This window comes from Jeotgalibaca sp. MA1X17-3, assembly GCF_021513155.1.
Classification (GTDB): domain Bacteria; phylum Bacillota; class Bacilli; order Lactobacillales; family Aerococcaceae; genus Jeotgalibaca.
In genome coordinates, this window is the sequence record NZ_CP090983.1 from 1690272 (window position 1) to 1715714 (window position 25443).

At 34.9% G+C, this 25443-nt stretch carries 21 protein-coding genes, 1 other RNA gene, 3 pseudogenes and 1 other annotated feature; of the genes and pseudogenes, 5 read left to right on the plus strand and 20 right to left on the minus strand.

Translation table 11 applies throughout. From position 1 onward, the window contains the following. Positions 1 to 7 precede the first annotated feature (7 nt). From mltG to LZ578_RS08420, 6 genes are all read right to left on the minus strand, one after another. Positions 8 to 1204: an endolytic transglycosylase MltG gene (mltG, locus tag LZ578_RS08395; protein ID WP_235144731.1), complete on the minus strand. Its 1197-nt coding sequence runs from the start codon at positions 1202 to 1204 to the stop codon at positions 8 to 10. 229 nt (positions 1205 to 1433) lie between these two features. Continuing rightward, entirely contained in the window at positions 1434 to 1760 is a 327-nt protein-coding gene (locus LZ578_RS08400; protein ID WP_235144732.1) for a DUF1292 domain-containing protein, read from the minus strand. A gap of 70 nt (positions 1761 to 1830) precedes the next feature. Continuing rightward, positions 1831 to 2247 (minus strand): Holliday junction resolvase RuvX, encoded by a 417-nt coding sequence (ruvX, locus tag LZ578_RS08405; protein ID WP_235144733.1) that lies wholly within the window; start codon positions 2245 to 2247, stop codon positions 1831 to 1833. After that, positions 2244 to 2513 carry an IreB family regulatory phosphoprotein gene (locus LZ578_RS08410; RefSeq protein WP_235144734.1) on the minus strand — a complete coding sequence of 90 codons (270 nt, stop codon included), beginning with the start codon at positions 2511 to 2513 and terminating at the stop codon, positions 2244 to 2246. Before LZ578_RS08410 ends, ruvX begins: the two co-directional genes overlap by 4 nt. A 111-nt stretch (positions 2514 to 2624) precedes the next feature. Continuing rightward, positions 2625 to 5270, minus strand: a complete 2646-nt coding sequence (alaS, locus tag LZ578_RS08415; RefSeq protein ID WP_235144735.1) for an alanine--tRNA ligase — start codon at positions 5268 to 5270, stop codon at positions 2625 to 2627. A gap of 342 nt (positions 5271 to 5612) precedes the next feature. Then, positions 5613 to 6713: a hypothetical protein gene (locus tag LZ578_RS08420; protein WP_235144736.1), complete on the minus strand. Its 1101-nt coding sequence runs from the start codon at positions 6711 to 6713 to the stop codon at positions 5613 to 5615. Positions 6714 to 6963: 250 nt separating this feature from the next. On the opposite strand from LZ578_RS08420, the gene LZ578_RS08425 reads away from it, so the two are divergent. Further along, positions 6964 to 7905, plus strand: a complete 942-nt coding sequence (locus LZ578_RS08425) for a diacylglycerol kinase family protein (protein WP_235144737.1) — start codon at positions 6964 to 6966, stop codon at positions 7903 to 7905. 44 nt (positions 7906 to 7949) lie between these two features. Here LZ578_RS08425 and LZ578_RS08430 read toward each other — a convergent pair. From LZ578_RS08430 to gshAB, 8 genes and pseudogenes are all read right to left on the minus strand, one after another. Next, positions 7950 to 10390: pseudogene (locus LZ578_RS08430) on the minus strand (ATP-dependent RecD-like DNA helicase). A 131-nt stretch (positions 10391 to 10521) separates the two neighbouring features. Further along, the gene (gene mnmA, locus LZ578_RS08435; protein WP_235144738.1) at positions 10522 to 11646 is read right to left on the minus strand and encodes a tRNA 2-thiouridine(34) synthase MnmA; all 1125 of its coding nucleotides are present in this window, start codon (positions 11644 to 11646) and stop codon (positions 10522 to 10524) included. A gap of 212 nt (positions 11647 to 11858) precedes the next feature. Further along, positions 11859 to 12659: a formate/nitrite transporter family protein gene (locus LZ578_RS08440; RefSeq protein WP_235144739.1), complete on the minus strand. Its 801-nt coding sequence runs from the start codon at positions 12657 to 12659 to the stop codon at positions 11859 to 11861. A 178-nt stretch (positions 12660 to 12837) separates the two neighbouring features. Further along, positions 12838 to 13179: a DUF1831 domain-containing protein gene (locus tag LZ578_RS08445; RefSeq protein ID WP_235144740.1), complete on the minus strand. Its 342-nt coding sequence runs from the start codon at positions 13177 to 13179 to the stop codon at positions 12838 to 12840. Positions 13180 to 13236: 57 nt separating this feature from the next. Further along, a complete protein-coding gene (locus LZ578_RS08450; protein ID WP_311198572.1) occupies positions 13237 to 14109 on the minus strand; it encodes a cysteine desulfurase family protein in 873 nt (290 codons plus the stop codon). Continuing rightward, positions 14058 to 14372 carry an aminotransferase class V-fold PLP-dependent enzyme gene (locus LZ578_RS12635; protein ID WP_311198573.1) on the minus strand — a complete coding sequence of 105 codons (315 nt, stop codon included), beginning with the start codon at positions 14370 to 14372 and terminating at the stop codon, positions 14058 to 14060. Before LZ578_RS12635 ends, LZ578_RS08450 begins: the two co-directional genes overlap by 52 nt. Before the next feature lie 141 nt (positions 14373 to 14513). Further along, positions 14514 to 15482, minus strand: a complete 969-nt coding sequence (locus LZ578_RS08455; protein WP_235144741.1) for a hypothetical protein — start codon at positions 15480 to 15482, stop codon at positions 14514 to 14516. A gap of 17 nt (positions 15483 to 15499) precedes the next feature. After that, a complete protein-coding gene (gene gshAB, locus LZ578_RS08460) occupies positions 15500 to 17779 on the minus strand; it encodes a bifunctional glutamate--cysteine ligase GshA/glutathione synthetase GshB (RefSeq protein ID WP_255763842.1) in 2280 nt (759 codons plus the stop codon). Positions 17780 to 17974: 195 nt separating this feature from the next. Here gshAB and LZ578_RS08465 point away from each other — a divergent pair, with 195 nt between their 5' ends. From LZ578_RS08465 to LZ578_RS08480, 4 genes are all read left to right on the plus strand, one after another. Then, on the plus strand, positions 17975 to 19243 hold the full coding sequence (locus tag LZ578_RS08465) for a replication-associated recombination protein A (protein ID WP_235144743.1): 1269 nt from the start codon (positions 17975 to 17977) through the stop codon (positions 19241 to 19243). A 108-nt stretch (positions 19244 to 19351) separates the two neighbouring features. Further along, a non-coding RNA gene (gene ssrS, locus LZ578_RS08470) (6S RNA) lies at positions 19352 to 19542 on the plus strand. Positions 19543 to 19620: 78 nt separating this feature from the next. After that, positions 19621 to 19917 (plus strand): hypothetical protein, encoded by a 297-nt coding sequence (locus LZ578_RS08475; protein WP_235144744.1) that lies wholly within the window; start codon positions 19621 to 19623, stop codon positions 19915 to 19917. A gap of 88 nt (positions 19918 to 20005) precedes the next feature. Then, the gene (locus LZ578_RS08480) at positions 20006 to 20479 is read left to right on the plus strand and encodes a universal stress protein (RefSeq protein WP_235144745.1); all 474 of its coding nucleotides are present in this window, start codon (positions 20006 to 20008) and stop codon (positions 20477 to 20479) included. A gap of 117 nt (positions 20480 to 20596) precedes the next feature. Here the strand turns inward: LZ578_RS08480 and LZ578_RS08485 are convergent. From LZ578_RS08485 to LZ578_RS08510, 6 genes and pseudogenes are all read right to left on the minus strand, one after another. Further along, positions 20597 to 21795: pseudogene (locus tag LZ578_RS08485) on the minus strand (acetate/propionate family kinase). 48 nt (positions 21796 to 21843) lie between these two features. Next, positions 21844 to 22857 (minus strand): class I SAM-dependent methyltransferase, encoded by a 1014-nt coding sequence (locus tag LZ578_RS08490; RefSeq protein WP_235144746.1) that lies wholly within the window; start codon positions 22855 to 22857, stop codon positions 21844 to 21846. Positions 22858 to 22985: 128 nt separating this feature from the next. Next, positions 22986 to 23276 (minus strand): 50S ribosomal protein L27, encoded by a 291-nt coding sequence (gene rpmA / locus LZ578_RS08495; RefSeq protein ID WP_235144747.1) that lies wholly within the window; start codon positions 23274 to 23276, stop codon positions 22986 to 22988. Between the two features lie 34 nt (positions 23277 to 23310). Beyond that, on the minus strand, positions 23311 to 23643 hold the full coding sequence (locus LZ578_RS08500; RefSeq protein WP_235144748.1) for a ribosomal-processing cysteine protease Prp: 333 nt from the start codon (positions 23641 to 23643) through the stop codon (positions 23311 to 23313). 18 nt (positions 23644 to 23661) lie between these two features. Continuing rightward, positions 23662 to 23969 (minus strand): annotated as a pseudogene (gene rplU / locus LZ578_RS08505) (50S ribosomal protein L21). Between the two features lie 14 nt (positions 23970 to 23983). Continuing rightward, positions 23984 to 24059: a sequence feature (ribosomal protein L21 leader region), on the minus strand. Between the two features lie 49 nt (positions 24060 to 24108). Then, positions 24109 to 25356: an MFS transporter gene (locus tag LZ578_RS08510; protein ID WP_235144749.1), complete on the minus strand. Its 1248-nt coding sequence runs from the start codon at positions 25354 to 25356 to the stop codon at positions 24109 to 24111. Between the last annotated feature and the right edge of the window lie 87 nt (positions 25357 to 25443).

The following is a 25443-nucleotide window of genomic DNA, read 5'->3' on the forward strand; positions in this document are numbered from 1 at the left end:
CTGAGTTCTATTCCGAAGACTTTTCTTCAATATATTTATTTTGTAGTTCTAGATGTTCTTCAAATGTCTTTGAGAAGTATACATCACCTGTTGTTAAATCTGCAAGGAAATAATAGTATTCCGTTTCCTCTGGATTCAAAGTTGCCTGTATCGCTTCTTCACCAGGATTATCAAAAGGTCCAGGTCCCAATCCTTTATGAGCATAAAGATTATAAGGTGAATCAACTTCAGTATTTTTAATGGTAACGTATTCGAGGTGCTTATTTAGAGCGTAAAGAATACTAATATCAGATTGTAACGGCATATCATCTTTTAAACGATTAAAAAATACACCCGCTATTTTTTTACGATCTTCAAGATTAACTCCTTCTTTTTCTACTAAAGAAGCGATCGTCAGTAAAGAGTGAACCGTCAAATCTTTTTCTGCTATTGTATGATAATAGCCGCTCATAATCTCATCCGTTTTTCCTACCATCGTAGTTATCACTTCTTCGATTGTGTAGTGTGATAAATAGTCATAGGTTGCCGGGAATAGATATCCTTCTAATTTATACTTTATATCTTCATTTTTAATTGCATCTGTTAAAAGTTTTGGGTAGGTGGAAGACAATTGTTCAATGAATGCTTCATTCGTAGCAACTTTGATGAAATCTTTTTTAGAGTAATTAGATTTCCGAGAAAATTCTTCTGCTATTTCTTCTAATGTTGCGCCCTCTTTTACTAGAATTTTATAATCATCTGAAATAGGTGTATTGTTTCCACCCTTTTCTAAAACATCTATAATTTCTTCCAGCTCCATTGAAGGTGAAAATTCATAAAAACCCGCTTCGAATTCAGCTACATTTTTTGTTTTCAAGAAATAATTAAAAATGGTAGAATCTTTAACGATTGCCTCTTCCTCTAAAATTTCTCCAATCCCCTTTGTCGAAGTTCCAACAGGTACCTCTACTTCGATTCGTTCCCTATTGGCAGAGTCCAATGGTTGCAAGGAATCCATTACATAGTTATAACCAACAAATGCTACTATAAAGAGCAAAACGACACCTATAAAAATAATAGAAAAAACTATTTTTTTTACTAACGAGTTTTCTTTTTTACGTATATCTCGCTTATCCATTACATATTCTTTTGGATGTTCTTTAGGTATATGCTTTTCGGTCCTCTTCTTTACCTTTTTTGGTCCACCGGTATGTTTGTCTACCAAATGATAACCTCCTTATGCTATGAAGCTCTTTTACACATTTGTATTCATAACTTCAGTCATTATACATGAAAAATCAAATTAAATGAACATCTATAAGGAGATTCATGGTATTTGATCCTTCTTTCCATTAAAAAAACGCCCTCCATATAGGTCACTAAATATGACCTATACTTTAAGGGGCGAATCTTTATTTAAAAAAAGATTTTAGAAATTCAATCATTTAAACGAATTACATGTCTTCGTCTTCCATGAACGTGTTTAAAACTTCCTCAATCATATCCCATTCTTTTTCTGTTTCGATTGCTTGTAAATCGCCTTCTGTGCCATCTTCATTTTCAACATACGCGTATGCTTGTAGTTCAACCTCATCACCTTCAGGAGCTCCTGCAGGATAGATAAGAACATAAGATTTTCCAAAATCTTCTGAATCAAAAGTAAATAGAATCTCAAAAAGCTCTTCGTTTCCATCTTCATCTACAATTGTGATATGTTCGTGATTATGTTCATGTCCTTCTTCGTGTTCATGATTGTGATCATCGTGGTTATGTTCTGTCATCGTGATACCTCATTTCATTTTTTTCGATTAGTGATTCATTAGTATATCGCAATTTAAAAAGCAATTCCAATTATTGAGAATCGAGATAATTTTGCAACAAAATAACTGCTGCTAATTTATCAATAACTTTCTTTCTTTTTTTCCGCGATACATTTCCTTCACTAATTAACATTTTTTCTGCCTGAACAGTAGTCAAACGCTCATCAATATAAGCTACCGGGATTCCTAGTGTTTCAACAACTAGGTCTCCGTAAGCTTGTGAAGCTTTCGCACGAAAACCTATACTGTTATTCATATTTTTAGGGAGGCCAACTACAATCGTTTCAGGTTCATACTGGTCCGCTAATTCTTTTAAACGAACCATTCCAAACTCTCCAGCCTCTTCATCAATACGAATAATTTCTAAGCCTTGGGCAGTCCATCCCATTGGATCGCTAATAGCAACACCAACTGTTTTCGATCCAACATCTAACCCCATAATTCTCATGCGTCTTCTCTTTCCTTTTCAGACAAATAACTTTTTAGCAACTCTTCCATAATTTCATCACGTTCAAATCTTCTGATCAAATTACGAGCGTCTTTGTGACGCGGTATATAAGCTGGATCACCTGATAATAAGTAACCCACAATTTGGTTGACTGGATTATATCCTTTTTCTTCCAAAGCTTGATAGACCCCTGCTAGTATTTCCTTCATATTTTTTTCTTGGTGATTATCTAGATCGAATAACTTTGTTTCGTCTTTCGAGTTCATACTGACACCCCAATTTTTTTTATATAAGCTCATTTTACAAGACTTCTGACTAAACTACAACCCACAGAGACTATATTATGAAATCATTTCCATTTTTATACAGATTATTTATTATTTTTCTGATAACCAAATCGAAACTTGTTTTAGTGCATTCGGGATTCCAGCTGGATTTTTCCCGCCTGCTTGAGCCATATCAGGTCGTCCACCGCCACCACCACCTACAAGTGGAGCAATCTCTTTAATTAAATCTCCTGCTTTTAGACCTTCTTTAATCTTCTCTTTAGAAACGGCAGCTAATAGACTAACTTTTCCATCTAATTCAGAAGCAGCAACAAATACATCGGAATGAGCCTTTTGCTTCCACTGGTCAGCTAGTTGACGTAACGCATTCATATCTTGATTTTTTGTTTGATAAGTAATATAGGTAACGCCACCAGCTTCTGCTACATGATCAAAAATACTTTGAGATTCAAGTTGCATCCATTTTGCTTTTAAAGATTCTTTTTCTGATTCAGAATTCTTTAGTTCTTGTTTCAATTGTTGGATTCTAGGTGTTACTTCTTTCGTTTTCTGAACTTTTAATGTATGAGCTGCTTCAAGTAACTCATTTTCTTTCGTGCGGAAATATTCATAGGCTGCCTGCCCGGTTACTGCTTCAATTCGTCTTACTCCTGCTCCGATACCTGATTCAGATGTAATTTTAAACAGTCCAATATCTTGTGTATTTTGAACATGTACTCCTCCACAAAGCTCTAATGAATAATCACCTACCTGTACCAAGCGAACTTCTTTTCCGTATTTTTCACCGAACAAAGCCATGGCACCCATTTCTTTAGCTTTATCAATCGTTGTTTCGATGGTTTCTACTTGTAAAGCATCCCATATTTTTTGATTGACAACTCTTTCCATTTCTACCAACTCTTCTGAAGTTGCTTGTCCAAAATGAGTAAAATCAAATCGTAAATGTTCCGGTGTAACTAAGGAACCTGCTTGATTAGCATGAGTTCCTAAAACATCTTTCAAAGCTTGGTGTAACAAGTGAGTAGCCGTATGGTTTTTAGTAATATTCCGACGACGAGACTCCTCTACTAGTAACGTATATTCTTCATTCACTCGTATTTCTTTATATACTTCTACCTTATGTAAATTCTGACCATTCGGTGCTCGTTTCACATCCGTCACTTTAGCAACTACTTCACCATCTTCATTTTGAATGATTCCATGATCGGCTACTTGCCCACCCATTTCAGCATAGAAAGGTGTTTGTTGGAAAATCAATTGAGCAGTATCGCCTTTTTCTACAAGTTCTTTTAGTTCATCATCGGAAACAATTACTGACAATTCAGAATGTACTCTAGTATGAGTGAATCCAACAAAGTCACTTGGAACAACAATGTCTACAAGAACAGTAGATTGAACTGAAAATGAATCATCGACTTGACGAGCAGCACGTGCACGATTCCGTTGACTTTGCATTTCTTCATTAAAACCATCTTCATCTACAGTAAATCCTTTTTCTTCTGCATATTCTTCTGTTAGTTCCAATGGGAATCCATATGTATCATATAGTTTAAAGGCATCTTTTCCTTTTAAAATAGTCTCTTTTTCTGCAGACATTTTTTCAAAAACTTCTTGTAAAATTTCTTGCCCTTCGTGAATCGTTTCTTGGAAACGTTGTTCTTCGTTAGAGACTACCTTTATAATAAAATCTTGTTCCTTTTTAACTTCAGGATAGAATTCTTTCATAATATCTGCAACAACTGGAACTAGTTGATTTAAAAATAAACGCTTGATTCCTAATCTTTGTCCATGCATTACAGATCGTCTAATCAAACGGCGTAAGATGTATCCACGTCCTTCATTAGATGGCAAAGCACGGTCTCCAATTGCGAAACTCACAGCACGAATGTGATCTGCAATTACTTTAAAAGAAACATCAGTTAATTTATCTTGTCCATAAAGAGTACCGTCACTTAATGTTTCAATTTTTTTGATAATCGGCATAAATAAATCCGTTTCAAAATTGGTCGGTGCATCTTGCACAATACTAACAACACGTTCCAATCCCATTCCCGTATCAACGTTTTTATGTGGTAATGCTTCATAACTACCATCTGCCTGATGATTGTATTCAGAAAAAACTAGATTCCAAATTTCTAAATATCGTTCATTTTCTCCACCTGGATACATTTCAGGATCTTCATCAGGAAGATCTTGGAAGGATTTTCCCCGATCATAAAAGATTTCAGTGTCTGGTCCACAAGGTCCTGCACCAATATCCCAAAAATTATCTTCTACCGGAACAACATGGTCTTCTGTTAGTTTTACTTTATCTAACCAAATTCTTTTAGTAGATTCATCTTCTGGATAATAAGTGACGTACAATAACTCAGGATCAAAAGCCATCCATTTTGGACTTGTTAAAAATTCCCATGCCCAAGGAATTGCGTCTTCTTTAAAATAATCTCCAATAGAAAAATTACCTAACATTTCAAATAACGTATGATGTCGAGCAGTTACCCCTACATTTTCAATATCATTTGTACGAATACTTTTTTGTGCATTTGTAATTCGTGGGTTTTCAGGGATAATCGTTCCATCAAAATATTTCTTCAAAGTAGCTACGCCAGAGTTAATCCAAAGTAGTGTCGGATCATTTATAGGAACTAATGAAGCACTCGGCTCCACCTTATGTCCCTTTGATGCCCAAAATTCTAAAAACATTTGACGGATTTCATTACTCGTTAAATTCTTCATTGTTTACCTTCCTTATCCATTCGTTTTATAGTTTATCTATTGAGAAAATAAAAAAACACTCCCTTGCATTCAAGGACGTTGGAGCGCGGTACCACCTTGATTGCAATGGAATGTTATGCAGTATACATTCTTCATTACCTCTTCAAGCCTGTAACGCTGGCAGCGATGATGTTTCCATCATACATTAAAGAAAGCGAGCATCATCCGGTTTGTCTCCTCGCACCATTGGTAGACTCTCTTTTTTCCGGTTGATATGGTCTTTCTATATCGATACAAGTATAGCCAAAAATTGAAAACCAAGCAAGTTTAAATCTCACTTTTTTTAAAGAAGATATCCTTTTTTTACATTTCAATCCGAATCGAACGTCTGCTACAGTAATAGCCAGGAGGTAGTTCTAAATCTTCTTTTCCAAACAATGACGATTTGCTATTCACATAGTAACTAGAGTAAGGAAGCAGTTTTTCTAAAATATTTTGTGAGCGAGTGTTCATCCATCCACCTTTTATTAAACTACCATCTTCCACTAATTCAGGGCCCCATCCCATATTTCCTATCATTAAACCAAACATATTTTTTTGTTCCAATACACTTTCTCCTGGTTCAAACATTTTTCGTTGGATTTTATTCCCCCATTTGAATAAACGTCGTGTAGAACCTCCGCAACAATATTCCCACTCATCAGAAGAAAGAAAGCCCATTCCTGTCTTTTCTATTTGCTTTTTGACTTCTTGATAATGAACGGAAGTTGTTCCATAAACGGTATAGTGATCTAAATCATCATTTTGAACAAGGAAATATTGATCTGTCTCATATACATAAGCAGGAAAATCCACAAAAGATTGACTCAAGGTTGGTTCACTAGAAAATAAATGTTTCTCTATTTTATCTTTTATGGAAGAAAACCATTCTTGGTCACCATCAAACATTCCGGATACAATAGAATATTCTCCTTTTTTCAACATCCCTACATAGGAGGGTTGTACCTCTACAAAAAGGGAAGGAATGGAGACAGATCGTAAAGGGGATGTCTCCGAATTAACCAAGTTGTCTAAATCGTCTGGAAGATGTTTGCTTTGATCGGTAAATGTACCAATGTCTGTAAAATCCCATTCTTGTACCCAATGATGAAGACATTTTTCTAACGAAACATAAATTTCTCTTCTATCATCGGCAATATCTAAATAGTTCAATCCATTCGTGCCATTATCCCACCCTAAAATAACTTCTTTTTGACCCGGAACAAATACAAAAGGTGAACCATCAATATCAACCAAGAATGTTTCTGTCTTTATTCCTCCATAGTGAAAGGTAGTAAAACGAATATTCTCAACTGACAACAACGGGTTAATAAAGTATCGAATGATACTACCAGCTAACACCTCTTTATGTTCACGAGAGATTGTTTTCCAAATAGGATTAGTAATTTGTTGAAAAAAGTCCATATTTTTTTCTCCTTAAAAAAACATTTGCATTTTCATCTAGTATAACAAACTATTTGCTCCCTTAATAGCTGAAACCTACTGGAAAAATCTCTACTAAACTTTATTCCCTTCCCCGTAAGGTTCTTCTCAGTATCCATCCATTTCAAAACTATTTTATTTGTGCTATTCTTTCTATAGACAAGATCACTACATACATTCAATATCCAGAATAATTTCGAACATATTTTAATTTTGTGTGGAGGAAAAAAGAATGAGAAACCTATGCTGCCACATTATCGTCAATCAACATTCCGGAAACGGAACAGGTAAAAAAATAGCATTAGATTTAGAGGAATTATTATTAGAAAACAAAATTGCATACTTTTTTTATATGACACAGTATCCTGGACATGCCATTCCCTTAATGGAACAAGTAACCTCATTCATTCATCATGATGATGACAGAATTTGGGTTGTTGGTGGAGATGGTACTCTTCATGAAGTGATTACCGGATTGAAAAAACTAGACCTCTCTATCCCAATCGGATACTTTCCTTCTGGAACTGGTAATGATTTTTCTCGAAGCTTGGGATTGCCAAAGGATTTAAAGAGTAATTTTGAAAATCTTCTATCTATACAAACCCCTTCAACCATCGAATGCTTTATTTATGAAGATATTAATTCAGGAGTAAAAGGGGTTGGTTTAAACAGTCTTGGAATTGGATTTGATGCAAAAGTAACTCAAATTGCAAAAGAAAGTAACTCAAAGAAAAGTATTTTTTCAACTTTAAAGCTCGATCAATTTATTTATTTTTGGAGTATTACTCAAGCCTTTAAAAATCGAAAAACCTTTTCAGCAGAAATTTTGGTTGATGGGGAAAAAATAAATGCTTCTAATCTACTAATTGTCGCAGTAATGAATCACCCCTATTTTGGTGGTGGTATAAAAATTGATCCCGAGTCATCTGCTAATAGTCATGAATTAGCTGTTATGATCATTAAGAATTTTTCTGTTTCAGTTCTTGTTAAATTGTTATGGAAAGTAATAACGGATGGTTCCCACATCCATTCTGCTTATTTTCAAAGAATTCCAGGAACAGAAATAACGATTCAAACAAAAACAAGTCAACTCGCACAAGTAGATGGGGAGCTTATAGAAGAAGAAAATCACCATCTTCAGTTTCAAATGAGTACGTTCTTACTGTGGAAATAGAAAAAAGCATCACTCCTGATTTTTTAATAGGAGTGATGCTTTTTTTATAATAAAAATTCTGCAGGAGTTATCTCTTGCATTCCAATCATGGGGTCCACTTCTTTATTTTTAATAAGTTCCATGGTTAACATATAGCCTTTTGTCTTTTTAGAAGGTTGTTCTTTTTTCTTCTTTTGAGAAATAGAGGGCTTCTCCTCAACAGAATCTTCTGGTTTCTTTTCTTTAAATATGGATTCACTATTTTGGTTACGAATTAGTTTTTCTACGAGCATTGTTTTGCGTAAATCACCCGTATTTTCTGCCGCAAGTACAAAAGCTTCCTGCTCCCCACAAAGAATCAGTTTATTTTTGCTACGTGTAATGGCAGTATATAATAAATTTCGTTTTAGCATTCTACCATATTGTCGTACCATCGGTAAAATAACCATGCTGAATTCACTACCTTGAGCTTTATGAATGGAACAACAATATGCTAACGAAAATTTATTCCATTCATTTTTTTTATAGGTAACTTCTACTTTATCAAAAAGAACGGTTATTTCATCTACCTTATCTTCTGTTTCCTTTGCAAACTGAATACTTGTTATCTCACCCATATCTCCATTGAAAACGTTCGATTCCGGAAGGTTCACTAACTGCAATACCTTATCTCCTACTCGATAGACTACATCAAAATATTGAACTTCTCTTCTTCGCTTCCCAGGGTTAGGATTTAAAATTTCTTGCATCATTTCATTTAAAGCATTAATTCCAGCCGCTCCTTTATACATAGGAGCAAGAACTTGAATATCTTTTGAAGTGTATCCTTTTGCACTTGCTTTTTCAACAACCTTACGAATCAGTGGTTCAATTTGCGCTGCTCGACATGGGAAAAAAGAACGATCGGGTTGATTCTGCATGAAACTAGCAGGAAGAACGCCATTCTTAATCTCGTGTGCCAAAGGAATAATAGAGGAATCATCACTTTGTCTATAAATCTGTGATAGTTCACGATGAGGAATAGCTTTACTACTTAACAAGTCAAAAAGAACCTGTCCAGGACCTACTGACGGTAATTGATCTTTATCTCCTACTAAAATCACTTGCATTCCTGCTGGAATAGACTTCATTAATCGATTCATAAGCCACGTATCTACCATAGAAGCCTCATCAATAATGAGTAGTTTCCCTTCTAATTCTTGCGTATAAACCTCTTCATTTTGATTTTCCTGACCCGTTAACCCCAGTAAACGATGAATCGTACTGCTAGGAATACCCGTCGTCTCATTCATTCTCTTGGCAGCTCGACCTGTAGGTGCAGCCATAATAATAGGATAGACTCCTTTTTGATAGTCCTGATAATCAACCGGTATATCATTCAATTCACAAAACAAGTGTACAATTCCATTTAAAACAGTGGTCTTCCCAGTTCCTGGACCTCCTGTAAGGATGAAAAATGAGGTAGTGATTGCTTCTTCTATCGCACGAGTTTGTGTTTCATCATAATGAATATCAAGCTCTTTTTGAGTTTTTAATAACTCTATTTTGATATCGACACCTGGATAACGAATGTCTGTATTTTTTTTAATAAACGATCGATACTCGAGGCTATTCCCTCTTCGGAAAAATAGAGACTCGGTAATGAAAAACGACTCTGATCTTCAATCATTCTCATCTCTTGAATTAATTCCATTAACGACTCAATGAGTAAATCATCGTGGATGACGAAGCGTTGAGACGATTCCATTAGTTGGACAGCTTTATCCATTAGCTCATTGCTCTCCGCATACGTATCTCCATTTGAAAGACTAATTTCTTGTAGAGATGCTAAAAGCGCACCTTTAATTCTATTTTTATCATCAGGTGGTACATTCATTTCTTCTGCCCATTCATCTGCGCGTCGAAAGCCAATCCCTTCAATATCTTCAATAAGCTGATATGGATTTTCTTTTAAAACTTCCAAAGCCTTCGTTTGATAAAAATGTAGAATAGCTGCAGCTTGATTGTTTGTAAAACCATAATTTGCTAGTTCAATCAATATTTTTTCAGTACCTTGTGTTTGCAAGAGAACTTCATAAATCATTGTACGTTTCTTAGAATTCAATCCGGCAACAGTCTTTAAAGCGTCTGGGTCTTTGATAATTAAATCAATTGCACTCTCACCTAAATCATCCACAATCCGCTCTGCTGTTTTTACACCAATACCTGGAAATCGGTCTCCAGAAAGAAAGGAAATCACTCCATTTTTTCCAGCTGGCTTTTCTCTTTCATAGCTTACCGATTGAAATTGCTTTCCATATTTAGGGTGGTCAACTAATTTCCCACTAAACCGGTACTCAGTATCAGAGGTTATTTCACCAAAATTACCGGTGACTACCATTTCATCTTTATCAAGAGGAAAATTTTTCTCCTGCACTTCAATTAGCAGAACTTTATAGAAGTTAGATGGATTTTCATAAAACACTGCTTTTAATTCACCAAGCAGATAGAATTCATCCTCAATCACTTCGTCATTTCCCCCTTTTTTATTTACGATTCCTGTTTTAGGTTCCAACAAAAAACATACCACAGATAGAGTCAAAAAGAAAGAATCAGATCAACTAAAAAAGCCAGGGTATAAGACCCTGACTCCATTTTTTAAACGTATTGTAATTCTTTTTCATTTTGGAATGCCTTATCAATGGTTCCACCACCGAGACATTCCATACCGTCATAAAAAACGACCGCTTGTCCGGGTGTAATGGCCCGTACTGGATTCTCAAAAATAACTCGTGCTTCTGTTTGGTCTTCATTTAGATAAACGGTAACAGGTGTATCCTCTTGGCGATATCGAAATTTAGCTGTGCAAGTAAACTCAGACGGCATTGGTTTCTTTCCTGTAAAGTGAACATCAGTTGCATATAAACTTTCAGCATACAAGCGTTCGTGATGATACCCTTGACCAACGTATAATGTATTGGTTTCCAGGTCTTTTCCTATTACAAACCAAGGTTCATCGGATTCTCCACCGCCGCCGATTCCTAGCCCTTTTCGTTGCCCAATCGTATAATACATCAATCCGGTATGGTCTCCCATTTTTGTCCCATCTAACGTTACCATATGACCCGGTTTAGCTGGAAGATAGGTAGATAAAAATTTTGAAAAGTTCTTTTCACCAATAAAACAAATTCCAGTAGAATCTTTTTTCTTTGCAGTGGCCAATCCGGCAGTTTCTGCAATTTCACGAACTTTTGATTTATCCATTCCCCCTAAAGGAAACATTGTTTTAGAAAGTTGCTCTTGTGATAGTTGGTTTAAAAAATAAGTTTGATCTTTGTTATTGTCTACCCCTCGTAGCATATGTGTTGTTCCATCTTCATCACGAGTTACTTGTGCATAGTGACCAGTCGCAACATATTCTGCTCCCAAATCCATCGCATAATCAAGAAAAGCTTTAAACTTAATTTCTTTATTACAAACTACGTCTGGATTTGGCGTTCTACCTTTTTTATATTCATCTAAAAAATATTGAAACACATTGTCCCAATATGCCTTCTCAAAATTTACTGAGTAATAAGGAATTCCAATTTGTTGAGCTACTGCCTGCACATCTTTATAGTCTTCAGTTGCTGTACAATAACCAAATTCATCTGTATCATCCCAATTTTTCATAAAAATACCAATGACATCATACCCTTGCTCTTTCAATAACAAGGCGGTCACAGAGGAGTCTACTCCCCCACTCATCCCTACTACTACTCGAGTTTTAGAATGATCTTTCATTATTTCTCCTCCTCACTTTCACTAGTTAACTTGTTTACTATTAAAAAATAAGTGTTATTTATACAGTTACAAATGATACACCAATTCCATTTAAAACTCAAGAGTTTAAACTTACAAAAAGTAAGCATTGTTCTTCTATGTGTATCTTTAAAAAATAATATAAAAAAATCCCAGAGCACATATTGTCTCCAGGATTTCTTATTTGTTATTTTTTAATCGTAATAAACGGTTTCTCCTCGATTTAACCATGAATATACGAAACCGATTAACAATCCTCCACCAATGTAATTACCAACTAGAGCAAATCCCCAGTTATTTAGTACAGTGGCTATACTCATATTAGAAACAGGTCCACCATTCACAAAGAATGCCATCGTAAATGATGCAAAGTTGGCAATCACGTGTTCAAAACCTAAAAAGGCAAAGATAAAAATAATAAAGACAACTGCAAATAGTTTACCTGCGTCATCCTTCATACGAGCAGAAGCGATGACTGCAGTATTAACAATAACATTCGCAAAAATACCTTCAGATAAAATTTGCACGTTTGTTTTTGCTAACTTTCCAGATACCGCTGTAAAAAGAAAATGATCTGCTGGAAGATTTTGGAAAATATTTGTTTTAGAAATTAAGAATGAGAAGACAATACCACCCAATAAATTAAGAATAATACAAGTAACTAAAATTTTCACAGCACCCATTGGTTTTAATATTTTCCGATGAACTGCAGAAGTTAGATACATCATATTACTTGTACCAAGTTCTGTATCCATATAGATGATCATAACTAAAGACCAGCTAAACATAAAAGCAAAGAAAAACTTACCTAAATCTGGGTGAATATGATTTCCTTGTTCTCCAACCATTACTGCAATAGAAGTTCCAATCGTTAAAAACATACCAGCAAAAAAACATCGAACCATATATTTGGGAATAGAATGTTCAAAAAGATGGGCTTTCTTTTTTGCATTTTTATCTAGCATAGCCATAAGCCCTTGATTGTCCAGTTCCAATAACTTCATCTCCTGTTTTGTGATTTCCTGAATAAGTATAGCATAAATCAATCAAAAAGGAATGAAAAATAGTCATTTTTTTGAAAAAAACGTTTGTTTATTATAATAAAATTGTTTTGCTATTATTTTCAACAAAAAAATATTCGCCAGTTACTCACCAGCGAATATTTCTGTTTTTTTAAATTTCTTCCAAAACTTTTTCTGAAACTAATCCTTCTAAGATATATTCCAAGTTATCTCGAAGAGCTTGCATCCCTTTATTCCCGTATACATCAACAAATTTTAAGCCATTCGCTGTTGTAGTGGACATTTTAAACGAGGATAAATCTTTTGTGACTGTTATTTTTAACATCACTCCTTGTTTATTTCCTACAACAGTATCTAAACTACGAATTAATTGGAAATTCCCAGATTTTGTTTCTGTAAATCCATGATCTCGTAACGTATATCGTTTTGCCTCAGAGTTTAAACGATATTTTTTTTCAGAACCTTTAAGTGATCCTTCATTTTCAAATGCCATAGTATCCTCCCTATAATCTTTTCTTTATTTTACCATAGCAACCGCTAACCGACCATCTCAATGGGTATATTTGTTTTGTAAGTCAGAAATCACGTTCGCCAAAATAGTTACTTCTTCTTGTGTATTTTGTTTGCCAAAAGAAACACGAATTGATTCGTGAATTCGCTCGTCCTCTTCTCCAAACATCGCTTGTAACACATGACTTGGCTCTAGACTTCCAGCTGTACAAGCGGATCCAGCAGAAATCATAATTCCCTTCAGATCACATTGAATCAATAATTTATCTGATTGTAAGTGTGGGATCCAAAGGTTAAGAATATGTGGCAAACTATCATCTTTCATTCCATTTATATGAAAGATCACTTCTTTATTTTTGAGTTCTTCTATAAAAAAATCTTTTAAGTCCTGTTTATGTTGATTATTTCGTTCCTGATCAACCATTAATTTTTCAACAGCTTTAGCAAACCCTTCTATATAGGGAACATTTTCAGTGCCTGCACGGTGATCATTTTCTTGACTACCTCCGTGAATAAAATGTGGTAAATGAAGCTGATGTTTCCGGTATAAAAAGCCAATACCTTTTGGACCATTTAATTTATGGGCGGTTACCGACAACAAATCAATGCCCTCTTTCTCCACATTAATTTGTTGATTACCATAGGCTTGTACTGCATCCGTATGGAATAGAATATCTTTCTTCCCCAGTGCTGCTCCAATTTCAGAAATGGGATTGATTGCACCGACTTCGTTATTACCGTAGATAATAGAGACCAAAATCGTATCTGGACGAATCGATTGCTCTACTTGTTGAGCGGTCACTCTTCCGGTCTGATCAACAGGTAAGTAGGTTACATCAAACCCTAACGTTTCTAAGTAGTTCATCGGATGTAAAACAGAATGATGTTCGACTGATGTAGTAACAATGTGCATTCCTTTTTTTGAAGAGCAAGAGCGGTTGCGATAATTGCAGTATTATTAGATTCAGAACCACCACTGGTAATAATAATATCTCTTGGATCAGCATGAATTGAAGAAGCAAACGCAACTCTTGCCTCTTCCACAATTTTCTTTGCATCACGGCCCACTTGATACGTACTGGACGGATTACCAAAATGCTCCTTTAAAGATTTGTAAATTGTGTGGACAACATCGTCATCTATTGGTGTAGTTGCAGCGTTATCTAAATAAATCATCACTCTTTCCTTTCTTTTTCTATACGTTTATCATAAAGGTTTGAAGCCAGTCAATCAAAATGAGTTCCGTTTTCCGGTCTCCTTCAACAGTCTCTTTCATAAAATCTGAATCAACAAGATTCAATGTTTGCTGTGACTTTTCTACACTAGTCTCAACAAAATATTCATAAGCTGCTCTAATGCGTATTGACTTTGTATAGTACCCACGCACACTTGGAAATTTATGAATCTCTTCCCACTTTTTTCGGGCACTTTTTTTCTACCAAACAATGCATCGCAAAAAAGTTCTTCACACATTAGAAGTGGTGCATAAACAGAGGTACGATAATTCGTATGGGCTAAAAATTCTGCTAATCGTTGATCTGCTAATGCAAAATCTAGTTTTGTTAACTGTCGACGATATTCACAAATTTGAATGTACTCACCTAAAAAAGATTCTCTGGCTCTACCTGTCTCCGCTTCTTCATAATAAGAATCAGGAATCTCTAAAAAACTATGTCCCTGATCAAGATAAAAAGCCATTTCCAATTGTTGAAAAAACAACTTCTTAGTTAGGGAATTCTTTTTTATTTCCATAATTACTTTCCCATCCGTATATCCCATGGGAATCATATTGAGAAATAGAAATAAAATCGGAATGATGCTTAGTAGAAAAGAATAAAATCCCCATTTTCCAGGGAAGTAAAAGGAGCCTACATATAATAGTATTCCCGTTATTGCATTAATGAAAAGTCCCCCTGCTAAATAGAAAAAATATGGTTTTTCTTGATAATCTTTTGACTTAGGGGGAACCATCAAACATTGTCCAAGCATACCTGGAATACTATTGTCTTGTTTGGTAATTTTCTTTGTTTTAGCTTCATATCGGTAATTTCCTGCTTGGAAAAATAAAAGAGAATATCCAGTAAGCTTACCAAATAATAAGTGGCCACCTTCATGCAAAAACGTATGAATATAAATAGAGTAAAACATCATCATTAGTATAATAAATAATTCTAAAATAGAAACTTGATTGAAAACCTCAATAAAATGAAGATTATTTCCATACATATAATAGATAAAAAGAGGGATGACAGATAGATAGACTAGACCTCTTAAAGGTTTTTTCATGAATAAACACCCCTATTTTAGTGTTTCATTTCTGGGAAAAGTAAAGCCAATATATCCAAAGTTAATCTTCTGCTTTTTCCTTGATATGGATAAATATGCATCATCATCATTGGATTAAAGTTCGCCTCAATAACTCCATAATTACCTTCTTTTGATTCAGCTGGATTTTTATAATCGATAATCATCATATCAATACCAGAAACATTTGCTCCCAGTGTCTTTGAAATTCCAACGGCTATTTCTTTGTAGCTTTCATCTACTTGATCCGTGTAATCAATGGAGTCTCCACCCGTACTAACATTGGAATTGTCGCGTAAGTAAACATTTTCTCCTTTGGCAGGAATATCTTCTTTATTAAATCCTTGTTCTTCTAGCGTGATTTTTTCAGTTGCACCCATTTCTATTTTTTCTAATGGAGTACGGTGGTTATATCCTCGTAAAGGATTGTCATTCTTAATAGCAACCAATTCTTCAATGGAATGGATGCCATCCCCTTGGACGTTTGCAGGGACTCGTAGAAGAACCGCTTTTGTTTCATCACCAATTACAAAGAAGCGATATTCAGTGCCTTCAACAAAATCCTCTAATAAAACTGTTTCGTCTTCTTGAAAGGCAATCTCAATTGCTTTTTCAAAATTTTCTTGACTAGCACCATTTCGGAAAATATTTATTCCTAACCCAAAGTTGGTTGATTTTGGTTTTACTACAAAACTTTTCTCTCGAAAAAGAGTATAATCTTTTATAGCATCTTCCGCATTTTCATATTCTATACTCTTAGGAACAGAAAATCCGTGGTCTGCTAATATTTTTTTGGTAACTACTTTATTTTCCATAATTAGAGGTGCAATGTATGTATCTTTGGACGTCATATTTCCATTTTTTATATACTCGACATGGTCTTTATACTTTAAGGAAATAAATTGGTCTTTTCGATCAAGAATCTCTATTTTCAAACCTTTTTGAATGGCATCAAACAATAAAATTTGAGTAGATAATTCCATATCTTCGAATCCAGTTAGACTATAAGGCTGCTCTAATGCTATTTTTTTATTTTCTTTTGCTTTTGAAATCCCCCACTCCAAAAGACTACCGCCTGTTTGAATAACTTCAACCATTTTCCCACTTAAAGTTTGAGATGGATCTTCAAAAGCATTTATTTTTTTATCCACAGTTGTAATTCTTGCAGGATCATTTCCTAATTCTACTAGCATTGCTTTCATTCCTTCAAGAATCTCTATTCCCTCTTCTTTAAATGTTGAAGGTTTCAAAGGAGACTCAAAGGCGGTTACAAAGTTCATTTCTTTTCCTTTTTCTCGATTAGACTCATTAGCATCTTCATCCATCCATAACATATACATCAAAAAATAATGAATGAAATTCATATCTTCTTCTAAGATTCCATATGCTGCAAAAGGATTCAAATCAAATAGTCGAAATTCTAAGTAAGCAATTCCCTTTTCCAAAATCTCTTTTGCATTTTTTCCACCACGAAAACGTACGGTGCTATAAAATTCTTTTTCTTCTATTAATTTCCCTTCATCTACCATTGCCTGAATGGTTTCTACATAATCTTCCAGAGTTTCAAAAGAAACATCAACATCATCATTATTAACATATCCATATTTACTACTTCTTAAACTTCTTATATACCCATCAGGAATATCGGATGGGACCACATTATCTTTGAAATACTCTTTTTCTGCTTCTATGGCTGCCCCCATCAAATAAGTAAGAATCCATTGGTAGCGTAAAAAATTATGCGCTACTTTCAAATATACTTTATCTTGAAAATCTTTATAGTGTTCAATTTCATTTTGTTGTTGAAACACATGATTTAAAAAATCTTGATTAAATTCAAAATTATAATGAATTCCACTAACCATTTGCTTTCTTTTTCCGTAAACAGCCGCTAAGTATTCTCTATATTTTCTATCTTCAGGATTATCTAATTTTGCTATTTCTATTTCTTCCTCTTCTGGCATTAATACCGGAACACTTAATGGAAGTAAATACTCCTCTTCTGGAATCGTACCTAAAGTGACATCATGAATAGCGGCAAGCCACTGCATGGTACCTTCAACAGAGTCCACGGGTGGTGTAATCAACTCTAATTGAGCTTCCGCAAAATCAGTTTGAACATACGGATGAAAATCACGGTTTCCAAATTGATGAGGATGTTCTATTTTTGAAATAATTCCCTTCTCATTTATTCGTTGGGATTCCTTTTCAAGTCCGAAGACTCCTTTCATAAATAGGTTCTCCCATGTATTTTCCTTTATAATGGCTTGTATATTCATTTATATAATCCTTCTTTCTTCTGCATTTTTGCACTAGTCCTATTATAGCGATTATCTAGTGCTTTGATAAGAAGAATGCCTATAAGTTTTTCACATTCGTTTATATTTATGATATTATCACTGTTTTTTTCGAATGTTTGTTCTTATTCGTCGTATCCCTTATAATACAATTACAATAAGGAGAGGAACTATATTATGAAAAAACCACTTGCTTATCGCATGCGTCCTACAAATATCGATGAAGTTGTCGGTCAGCGACACTTAGTCGGTCCAAATAAAATTATCCGACGAATGGTAGAAGCTAAAATGCTTTCCTCTATGATTCTTTATGGTCCTCCTGGAACAGGTAAAACAAGTATTGCTAGTGCTATTTCTGGATCCACTCATTCAGCTTTTCGACAGCTAAATGCAGCTACCGACTCAAAAAAAGATTTACAGATTGTTGTGGAAGAAGCAAAATTTTCAGGACAAGTTATTTTACTTCTTGATGAAATCCATCGCTTAGATAAACCCAAGCAAGACTTTTTACTTCCTCATTTAGAAAGTGGAAAAGTTATTTTGATTGGTGCAACTACTGAAAATCCGTATATTAGTATCAATCCTGCAATTAGAAGTAGAAGCCAAATATTTGAAGTTGTTCCCTTATCACAAGAGGATATTCTAATTGCTCTGCATCGAGCTTTAGAAGACGATGAAAGAGGTCTTGGACAATTGGACATTCAAGTGGAAGAAGACGCTCTTCTTCATCTTTCTCGTAGTTCTATGGGAGATTTAAGAGGTTCTTTGAATGCACTTGAATTAGCTGCCTTATCTACTCCACCTAATTCAGATGGGAAAGTGGTTATCACTTTGGATGTTGCCGAAGAATGTCTCCAACGGAAAGCTTTGGTTCATGATAAAGACGGCGACGCTCACTACGATGTTATTTCCGCTTTTCAAAAATCCCTTCGTGGAAGTGATGTAGATGCTTCTATGCATTATCTCGCACGTCTTTTAGAAGCGGGAGAGCTGATCATTGCTTGTAGACGATTGTTAGTATGTGCCTATGAAGATGTCGGGTTAGGTAATCCAGCTGCTGTAGCGAGAACTCTTTCAGCAGTTCAAACTGCTGAAAAATTAGGCCTACCAGAAGCTAGGATTCCTCTAGCACATGCTGTAATTGATCTTGCCCTATCACCTAAATCAAATTCTGCCATAGAAGCAATTGATCGTGCTTTGGCTGATATTCGTTCAGGAAATGCTGGTCAAGTTCCCGCTCACTTAAAAGATACACATTACCAAGGTGCTAAAGAGTTAGGACGGGGATTAACCTATCAATTCCCACATTCATTTGAAAATCATTGGGTGAAACAACAATATCTTCCGGACACGTTGAAAATGAAAATCTATTACGAACCGGTCACAACAGGAAAATATGAAAAAGCACTTTCTTTACAATTAGAAAAACTAAAAAAGATGAACTAAGTATTTTGTATAGTACGCGTTTCCATTGTGATAGGTAAAACGTTTAAAGAATAATTTATATTCTCAACTTCTTGCGTAACAGAAAGTGATGTGGTATTATTTGTATATAGAAGTCTGAGGTGTACGATTTATTCTCAATGTATTGACCGAACAATTAATTACTATTTTGGGATCCTTGATGTAGTTGTTAATAGCAAGCCACTCATATGGTAGCTAGATGCAATACTGTGGAGCCCACCTGCTAACTATGCGGGTTCAAAACTAGTAGAATTACTTAACCCGGCACCACCGGATTTCTTTATAAAGTATTACACTTTAGAAGCCGCTCTTTGAGCGGCTTTTAATGTTTTACACGGTTGTTTTCTAGGAGGAATAGGATGATAAAAATAGGAATGTTTTTTTTAGGAATTTTACTTCTTCTCGTAGGTTGGTTTGTTTTCAAAAAAGCAAAAGATGCTTTTATACTCCTACCTGAATTATATGCAGAAAAAGAATTAGAACAATTTCATCGTTTTTTCCAAACATATGGTAGTCTTTATATTGTTTCAGGTATTCTTTCTTTTCTCACTATTTTAATCGATTATAAATTACTATACGGAGGATTTCTTGTTCTAATTTCTATATTCACAGCTTCCTTTTCCTTACAATTAAGTAAGAAAGTTAGAGTGAAATAAGTCCTATATTTTCCTTTTCTTTTCATTTTGTATAAATTAAGTTAAAATGAAAGTAAGAATAAATTATATTCAAAGGGAGTGGAATATTATGATGCAAGAATACAAAAAGATTCTAGTACCTGTAGACGGTTCTGGAGAAGCTGAACTCTCATTCAGAAAAGCAATTCAAGTAGCAAAAAGAAATAATGCAACAATGATTATTGCCCATATTATTGATACGAGAGCCATTCAGACACCAACCGGTTTCGAAGGAAATTTTACTGATGAAATTGTTCACCAAACAAAACTATTGATGGATGATTATCAAAAAATGGCTGAAGAAAAAGGTGTAGAAGATATTCAAGTACGCATTGAATATGGTTCACCTAAAGTTGTAATCGCAAAAGATCTTGCTGAAGAATACGATGTCGATTTAATAATGATTGGTGCTACTGGACTAAACGCAGTTGAAAGATTATTTATTGGTTCTGTTTCAGATTATGTAATCAGAAATGCTCCTTGTGATGTTCTAGTCGTTCGTACAGATCTAGAAAACGAGCGTAATGAAGAAGTAGATAAGTAAGAAAATATGATTCGCTTTTTTTAATTGTATGATCTGATACTATAAGCTTCTACTAAAAAAATTTAACATATAAAAAAGAACGCTACACCCATAATGGATGTAGCGTTTTTTATTGATTTACTTGCCTTCACCTAAGCGAATAACATCAAGTAGAATTGCTTTTTCTTCATCTGTTGGAACTAATAATACTTTTATTTTTGAATCATCAGTAGAAATAATTCGTTCTTTTCCACGAACATCATTTTTTACATCATCAATTTCGCAGCCAAACCAACTAATTCCATCAATGATAATTTGACGTGTACTTGCTGAGTTCTCACCAATTCCAGCAGTGAAAACAATTGCATCCACACCATTCATTGTTGCAATATATTGACCAATATACTTTTGAATACGGTTATGGAATATATCTAAAGCAATTTGTGAGCGTTTGTCGCCTTCTTCAGCAGCGACTTCTACATCACGCATATCACTTGAAATACCAGATAATCCTAAAAATCCAGATTTCTTATTCAAAATGTTAACCATTTCTTTAATATCTGTAATTTCTAGTTTATCCATTAAATATGGTAATAGAGAAGCGTCAATGTCACCACTACGTGTTCCCATTGTTACACCTGCAAGGGGAGTGAATCCCATGGATGTATCCACAGATTTCCCACCATCTACAGCTGTAATAGACGCGCCATTCCCTAAATGACAAGTAATAATCTTTAAATCTTCGATTGGCTTGTTCAACATATCAGCAGCACGTTCTGCAACGTATTTATGACTAGTTCCGTGTGCACCATATTTACGAGCAGCAAAATCTTCATAGTACTCCATCGGAATACTGTATAGATAATTTACTTCTGGCATCGTTGTATGGAATGCTGTATCAAATACAGCTACACTAGTAATATTTGGTAATAGCTTTTTAAAAGCACGAATTCAGTAGCATTTGCTGGATTATGCAAAGGAGCAAGCTCACCTAGTGCTTCAATTTTTCTTAGTGCTTCATCGTCAACAAGGGCAGATTCTTTAAAATCTTCTCCTCCAGCTACAACTCTATGTCCTACACCAGTAATTTCATCAAAACTTTGGATAATATTTAATTCTTCTAATTGATTCAATAGTTTTTCAACAGCAATTTCATGATTTTCAATATCTTCTACTACTGAATATTTTTTTCCTTCACCATATTTAATAGTAAAGATTGAGTCATTTATACCAATTCTTTCTATGATTCCTGTAGCAATATCTGTTTGTTCAGGCATTTGATATAAAGTAAATTTCAAGCTAGAACTACCGGCATTGATTGCGATTATTTTAGACATTAATTTTTCCGCTCCTTAAAAGTTCAAATTTATATAGCAATGCTACTATTATAGCATCTTTTCAGACCAATTGTGGAACAGTTCTATGAATTCCTTCATTTTTCTTGCATCTTTAATATTAGGGATGTCTCCAAGCAGTACTTGCTTAGCTTGTTTCGCGTTTTCTCCCTCTTTTTGAAGGATTAAAATTGCTTTTTGCATGCTAGCAGATTGGAACAGAGTTTCCGGTAAGTTTAGTACAGCTTGTAAGTACCCTTTTCCTTTTAACCATTTAATTAAAAGACTATTTTCATCACTTTCAAATAAATTCTTAGGAATAATGAAAAAGCCCCAACCAGAATCTTTTACATACTTGAGGTGTTGTTCAATCATCAAAAAATGTGCAAAAGAATGTCCTTCTTCAAAAGAAGTTTCAAATTTCTTTGCTCGATCATCCATTGGATAATAACCTACTGGAAGATCAGCTACAGCTATATCTGCTGGTTTAATCAATAGTTCCTGCAAACTATCTGAATGAACAAACTGAATCTGATCGTTCCAATTTTGAAGGTTTGCACTATTGGATGCAAGAGCAACTAACAAATCATCATTATCTACTGCTTCAGCACTCACCGTATTTCCTCTTTTTTGTAGATAATCCATAACTACCGTCAATAAGTTTCCAGTTCCAGATGCTAAATCATGAATATGTAGTGTTTCAGTAGCGTCCTTTTTAATTTCGGCAATAAAATAGGCAATCAAATAAGCAATGGTGTCAGGAGTCATTTGATGATTTGTTTGAATTTTATCTTCTTTAATTGCTTTGATAAAAGCTAACTGTACAAGCTTTCGAACCGTTTCAGGTGATTCATCCTTCAACTTCAATTTTTTATAAATGGCATTCAGTTTTTTAATTGTCTCATCAGAAGGTTGTCCTTCCATTTGTTGTGCTTGACCATCAAATGATAGATTCTGAAGAGTTTCAGCTAATGATTCTACATAAGATACAGTCAATTCATTTTGAAGCAATAGGATGGCTTGATCCATGTTATTGAATAATACTTCCATTTTTGTTGAATTCATAGGCAATCCATTCCTTTCAGCTAGTTTCGACCAACATACTAATTTAATATCAGAAAAAAACTTGCGTCAGGCAATTGAATACCCTTCGCAAGTCTTATTGTGTATGAAAATTAGATGATTATTTAAAATTAAGCTTCTTGTGCTACAGGATAAACAGATACTTGTTTTTTGTTGCGTCCTAGACGTTCGAAACGAACAATTCCGTCAACTGTTGAAAACAAAGTGTCATCTCCGCCACGACCTACGTTTGTTCCTGGGTGTATTTTAGTACCGCGTTGGCGGTATAAAATTGAGCCACCAGTTACAAATTGGCCATCTGCACGTTTAGAACCTAAACGTTTAGATTGGGAATCACGTCCGTTACCGGTTGATCCGCCCCCTTTTTTAGTGGCGAATAATTGTAGATTCAATTTTAACATGGATTGCACCTCCTTGGTGTTTATTCGGTTTTCGTTATATTTTAATGTTAACATAAGTAGGATATGTCTCAGCGACATCCTCTAAGGAGTAATATAAATGTTTCAACAAAATTTGCGAAATGTAATTCTGTTCTTCCGATAGATCTTTTAGCGTTTCTGCATAAAGATATCCACCTTCATCATCAGCTTCTTTTACTATCATTCGGTGTGAAGCAAGTTTCTCTATGCTATTCACTGTTTCGATTGCCAAAACAGATACTGCTGCACAAATAATATCTTCTCCTGCTTCCGCATAACCGGAGTGACCTGTAATTTCATAGGAATGGATATTCCCATATTCATCTTGTTTAAATTTTGCTGTTATCATCTTATTCACTTCTTCTTATTATGCATTGATTGCATCAATCATAACTTTCGTATATGGTTGACGATGTCCTTGTTTACGGTGAGAGTCTTTTCTTCTCATGTAAGTAAAAGTAGTAACCTTTTTTCGCGTCCTTGTTTTTCAACAGTTCCGACTACAGTTGCGCCTTCTACTAATGGAGCACCTATTTTAGCGTCATCTCCGCCAACAAAAACTACTTCTTCAAAAGTTACTTGTTCACCTGTTTCTACATCTAATTTCTCGATATAGATTGGTTGTCCAACTTCTACTTTCAATTGTTTACCACCTGTTTTGATAATTGCGTACATATTCCTGCACCTCCTATTTTACTTAGACTCGCCAGAAGAAGTGCCCTCTCGGGTCTTCTGTTACTTCAATCCGTGCGGTTGTAGTGTGGCGTGCACATTTACAACAAGAATAGTTTACCAAAAAATCCTAGTCAGTCAATTAAATATTGTCAATCGTTAACTTTTTTTCTGTATTACCTACTTGATGATAATTTTCTTTTGAAAATCCTTTGATGGTCAACATGACCGCAAAGCTTGACAGGTAGCAAACAGAAAGGAAAATCATGACGGTTTGAACGGTCCCTACATCCATTAACAAGCCTATAATAATAGATGAAAACCCACCTACTGCTCGACCTACATTGATAATTAAATTATTTGCCATGGAGTGAACGTGCCTTGGATAAAGTTTACTAACAATTGCTCCGTATCCGGCAAACATCCCATTGACAAAGAATCCGACAATTGCTCCACCTATTAACATAGCAAACTCATTTTTCACGAGTGCAAACAAGAATACAGCGGCTGCAGATGATAACAAGAAGATACTATATGAAATTCGTGGTCCCATTGTATCAATAATTCGTCCAAAGAAAAGCATTCCAAGTGACATCCCGATGATTGTTGAAATCATCCATATGGAGCTTCCAGAAACAGAAAGGCCTAATTCTTCTTGCATGATTTTAGGGAGCCAATTCATTAACCCGAAGTAGCCACCAATTTGAATGATTGCCATGAACATTAATGACAAGGTTTGTTTCGTTAGTTTTGCTGTCTTAAATAATTCTTTGTAGGATGGTTTTTCATGTTTTTTATGTTCTAATTCGTCTGTACTTAAAGTAGACTGATTCAAGACATCATCTGTGACACTAAAATGTACCCAAGCAACTATCAGGATTGGAACAAGCCCCATTAAGAATAGTGCATTCCAACCAAACATAGGAATAATAATACTTGCTAGTAAAGCTGCAAAAATATTTCCTACCATACCTGCTACCCCATTGAGAGAGGACATTCTTCCCATCTTATTCAAAGGAGTCACTTTTGCCAGTAAACTAATGGCAATTCCGTACTCTCCACCCGTACCTACCCCAGCTAAGAAGCGTAAAATATAAATAGTCGTTAAAGAATTTGCGAAAAACATTGCTGCAGTTGCTAAGGAAAAAAGGATCAAAGTAACTTTAAAAAGTTTCAAACTACCATAACGATCTGCTAAATATCCAAAAAGTAATCCCCCCAACAACATTCCAAAATTAGTAATGGTTGAGATTGAACCTGCTTGGATATTGTTGATTCCTAAATCCAACATAATAGAGGATAAAGAAAGAGACAGAAACATGTTGGTTAAATCGTCTGTTCCTGACCCAATGATGGCAGCACGCTGCACTAACTTCTTATTTTTTTCCATAATAAATCGCCCCTTAAAATGAATGCTCTCTGGCATTCTTTATTTCATTACCTCAAGCAATTATACCGGCAAAGAAAGAAAAAGCAA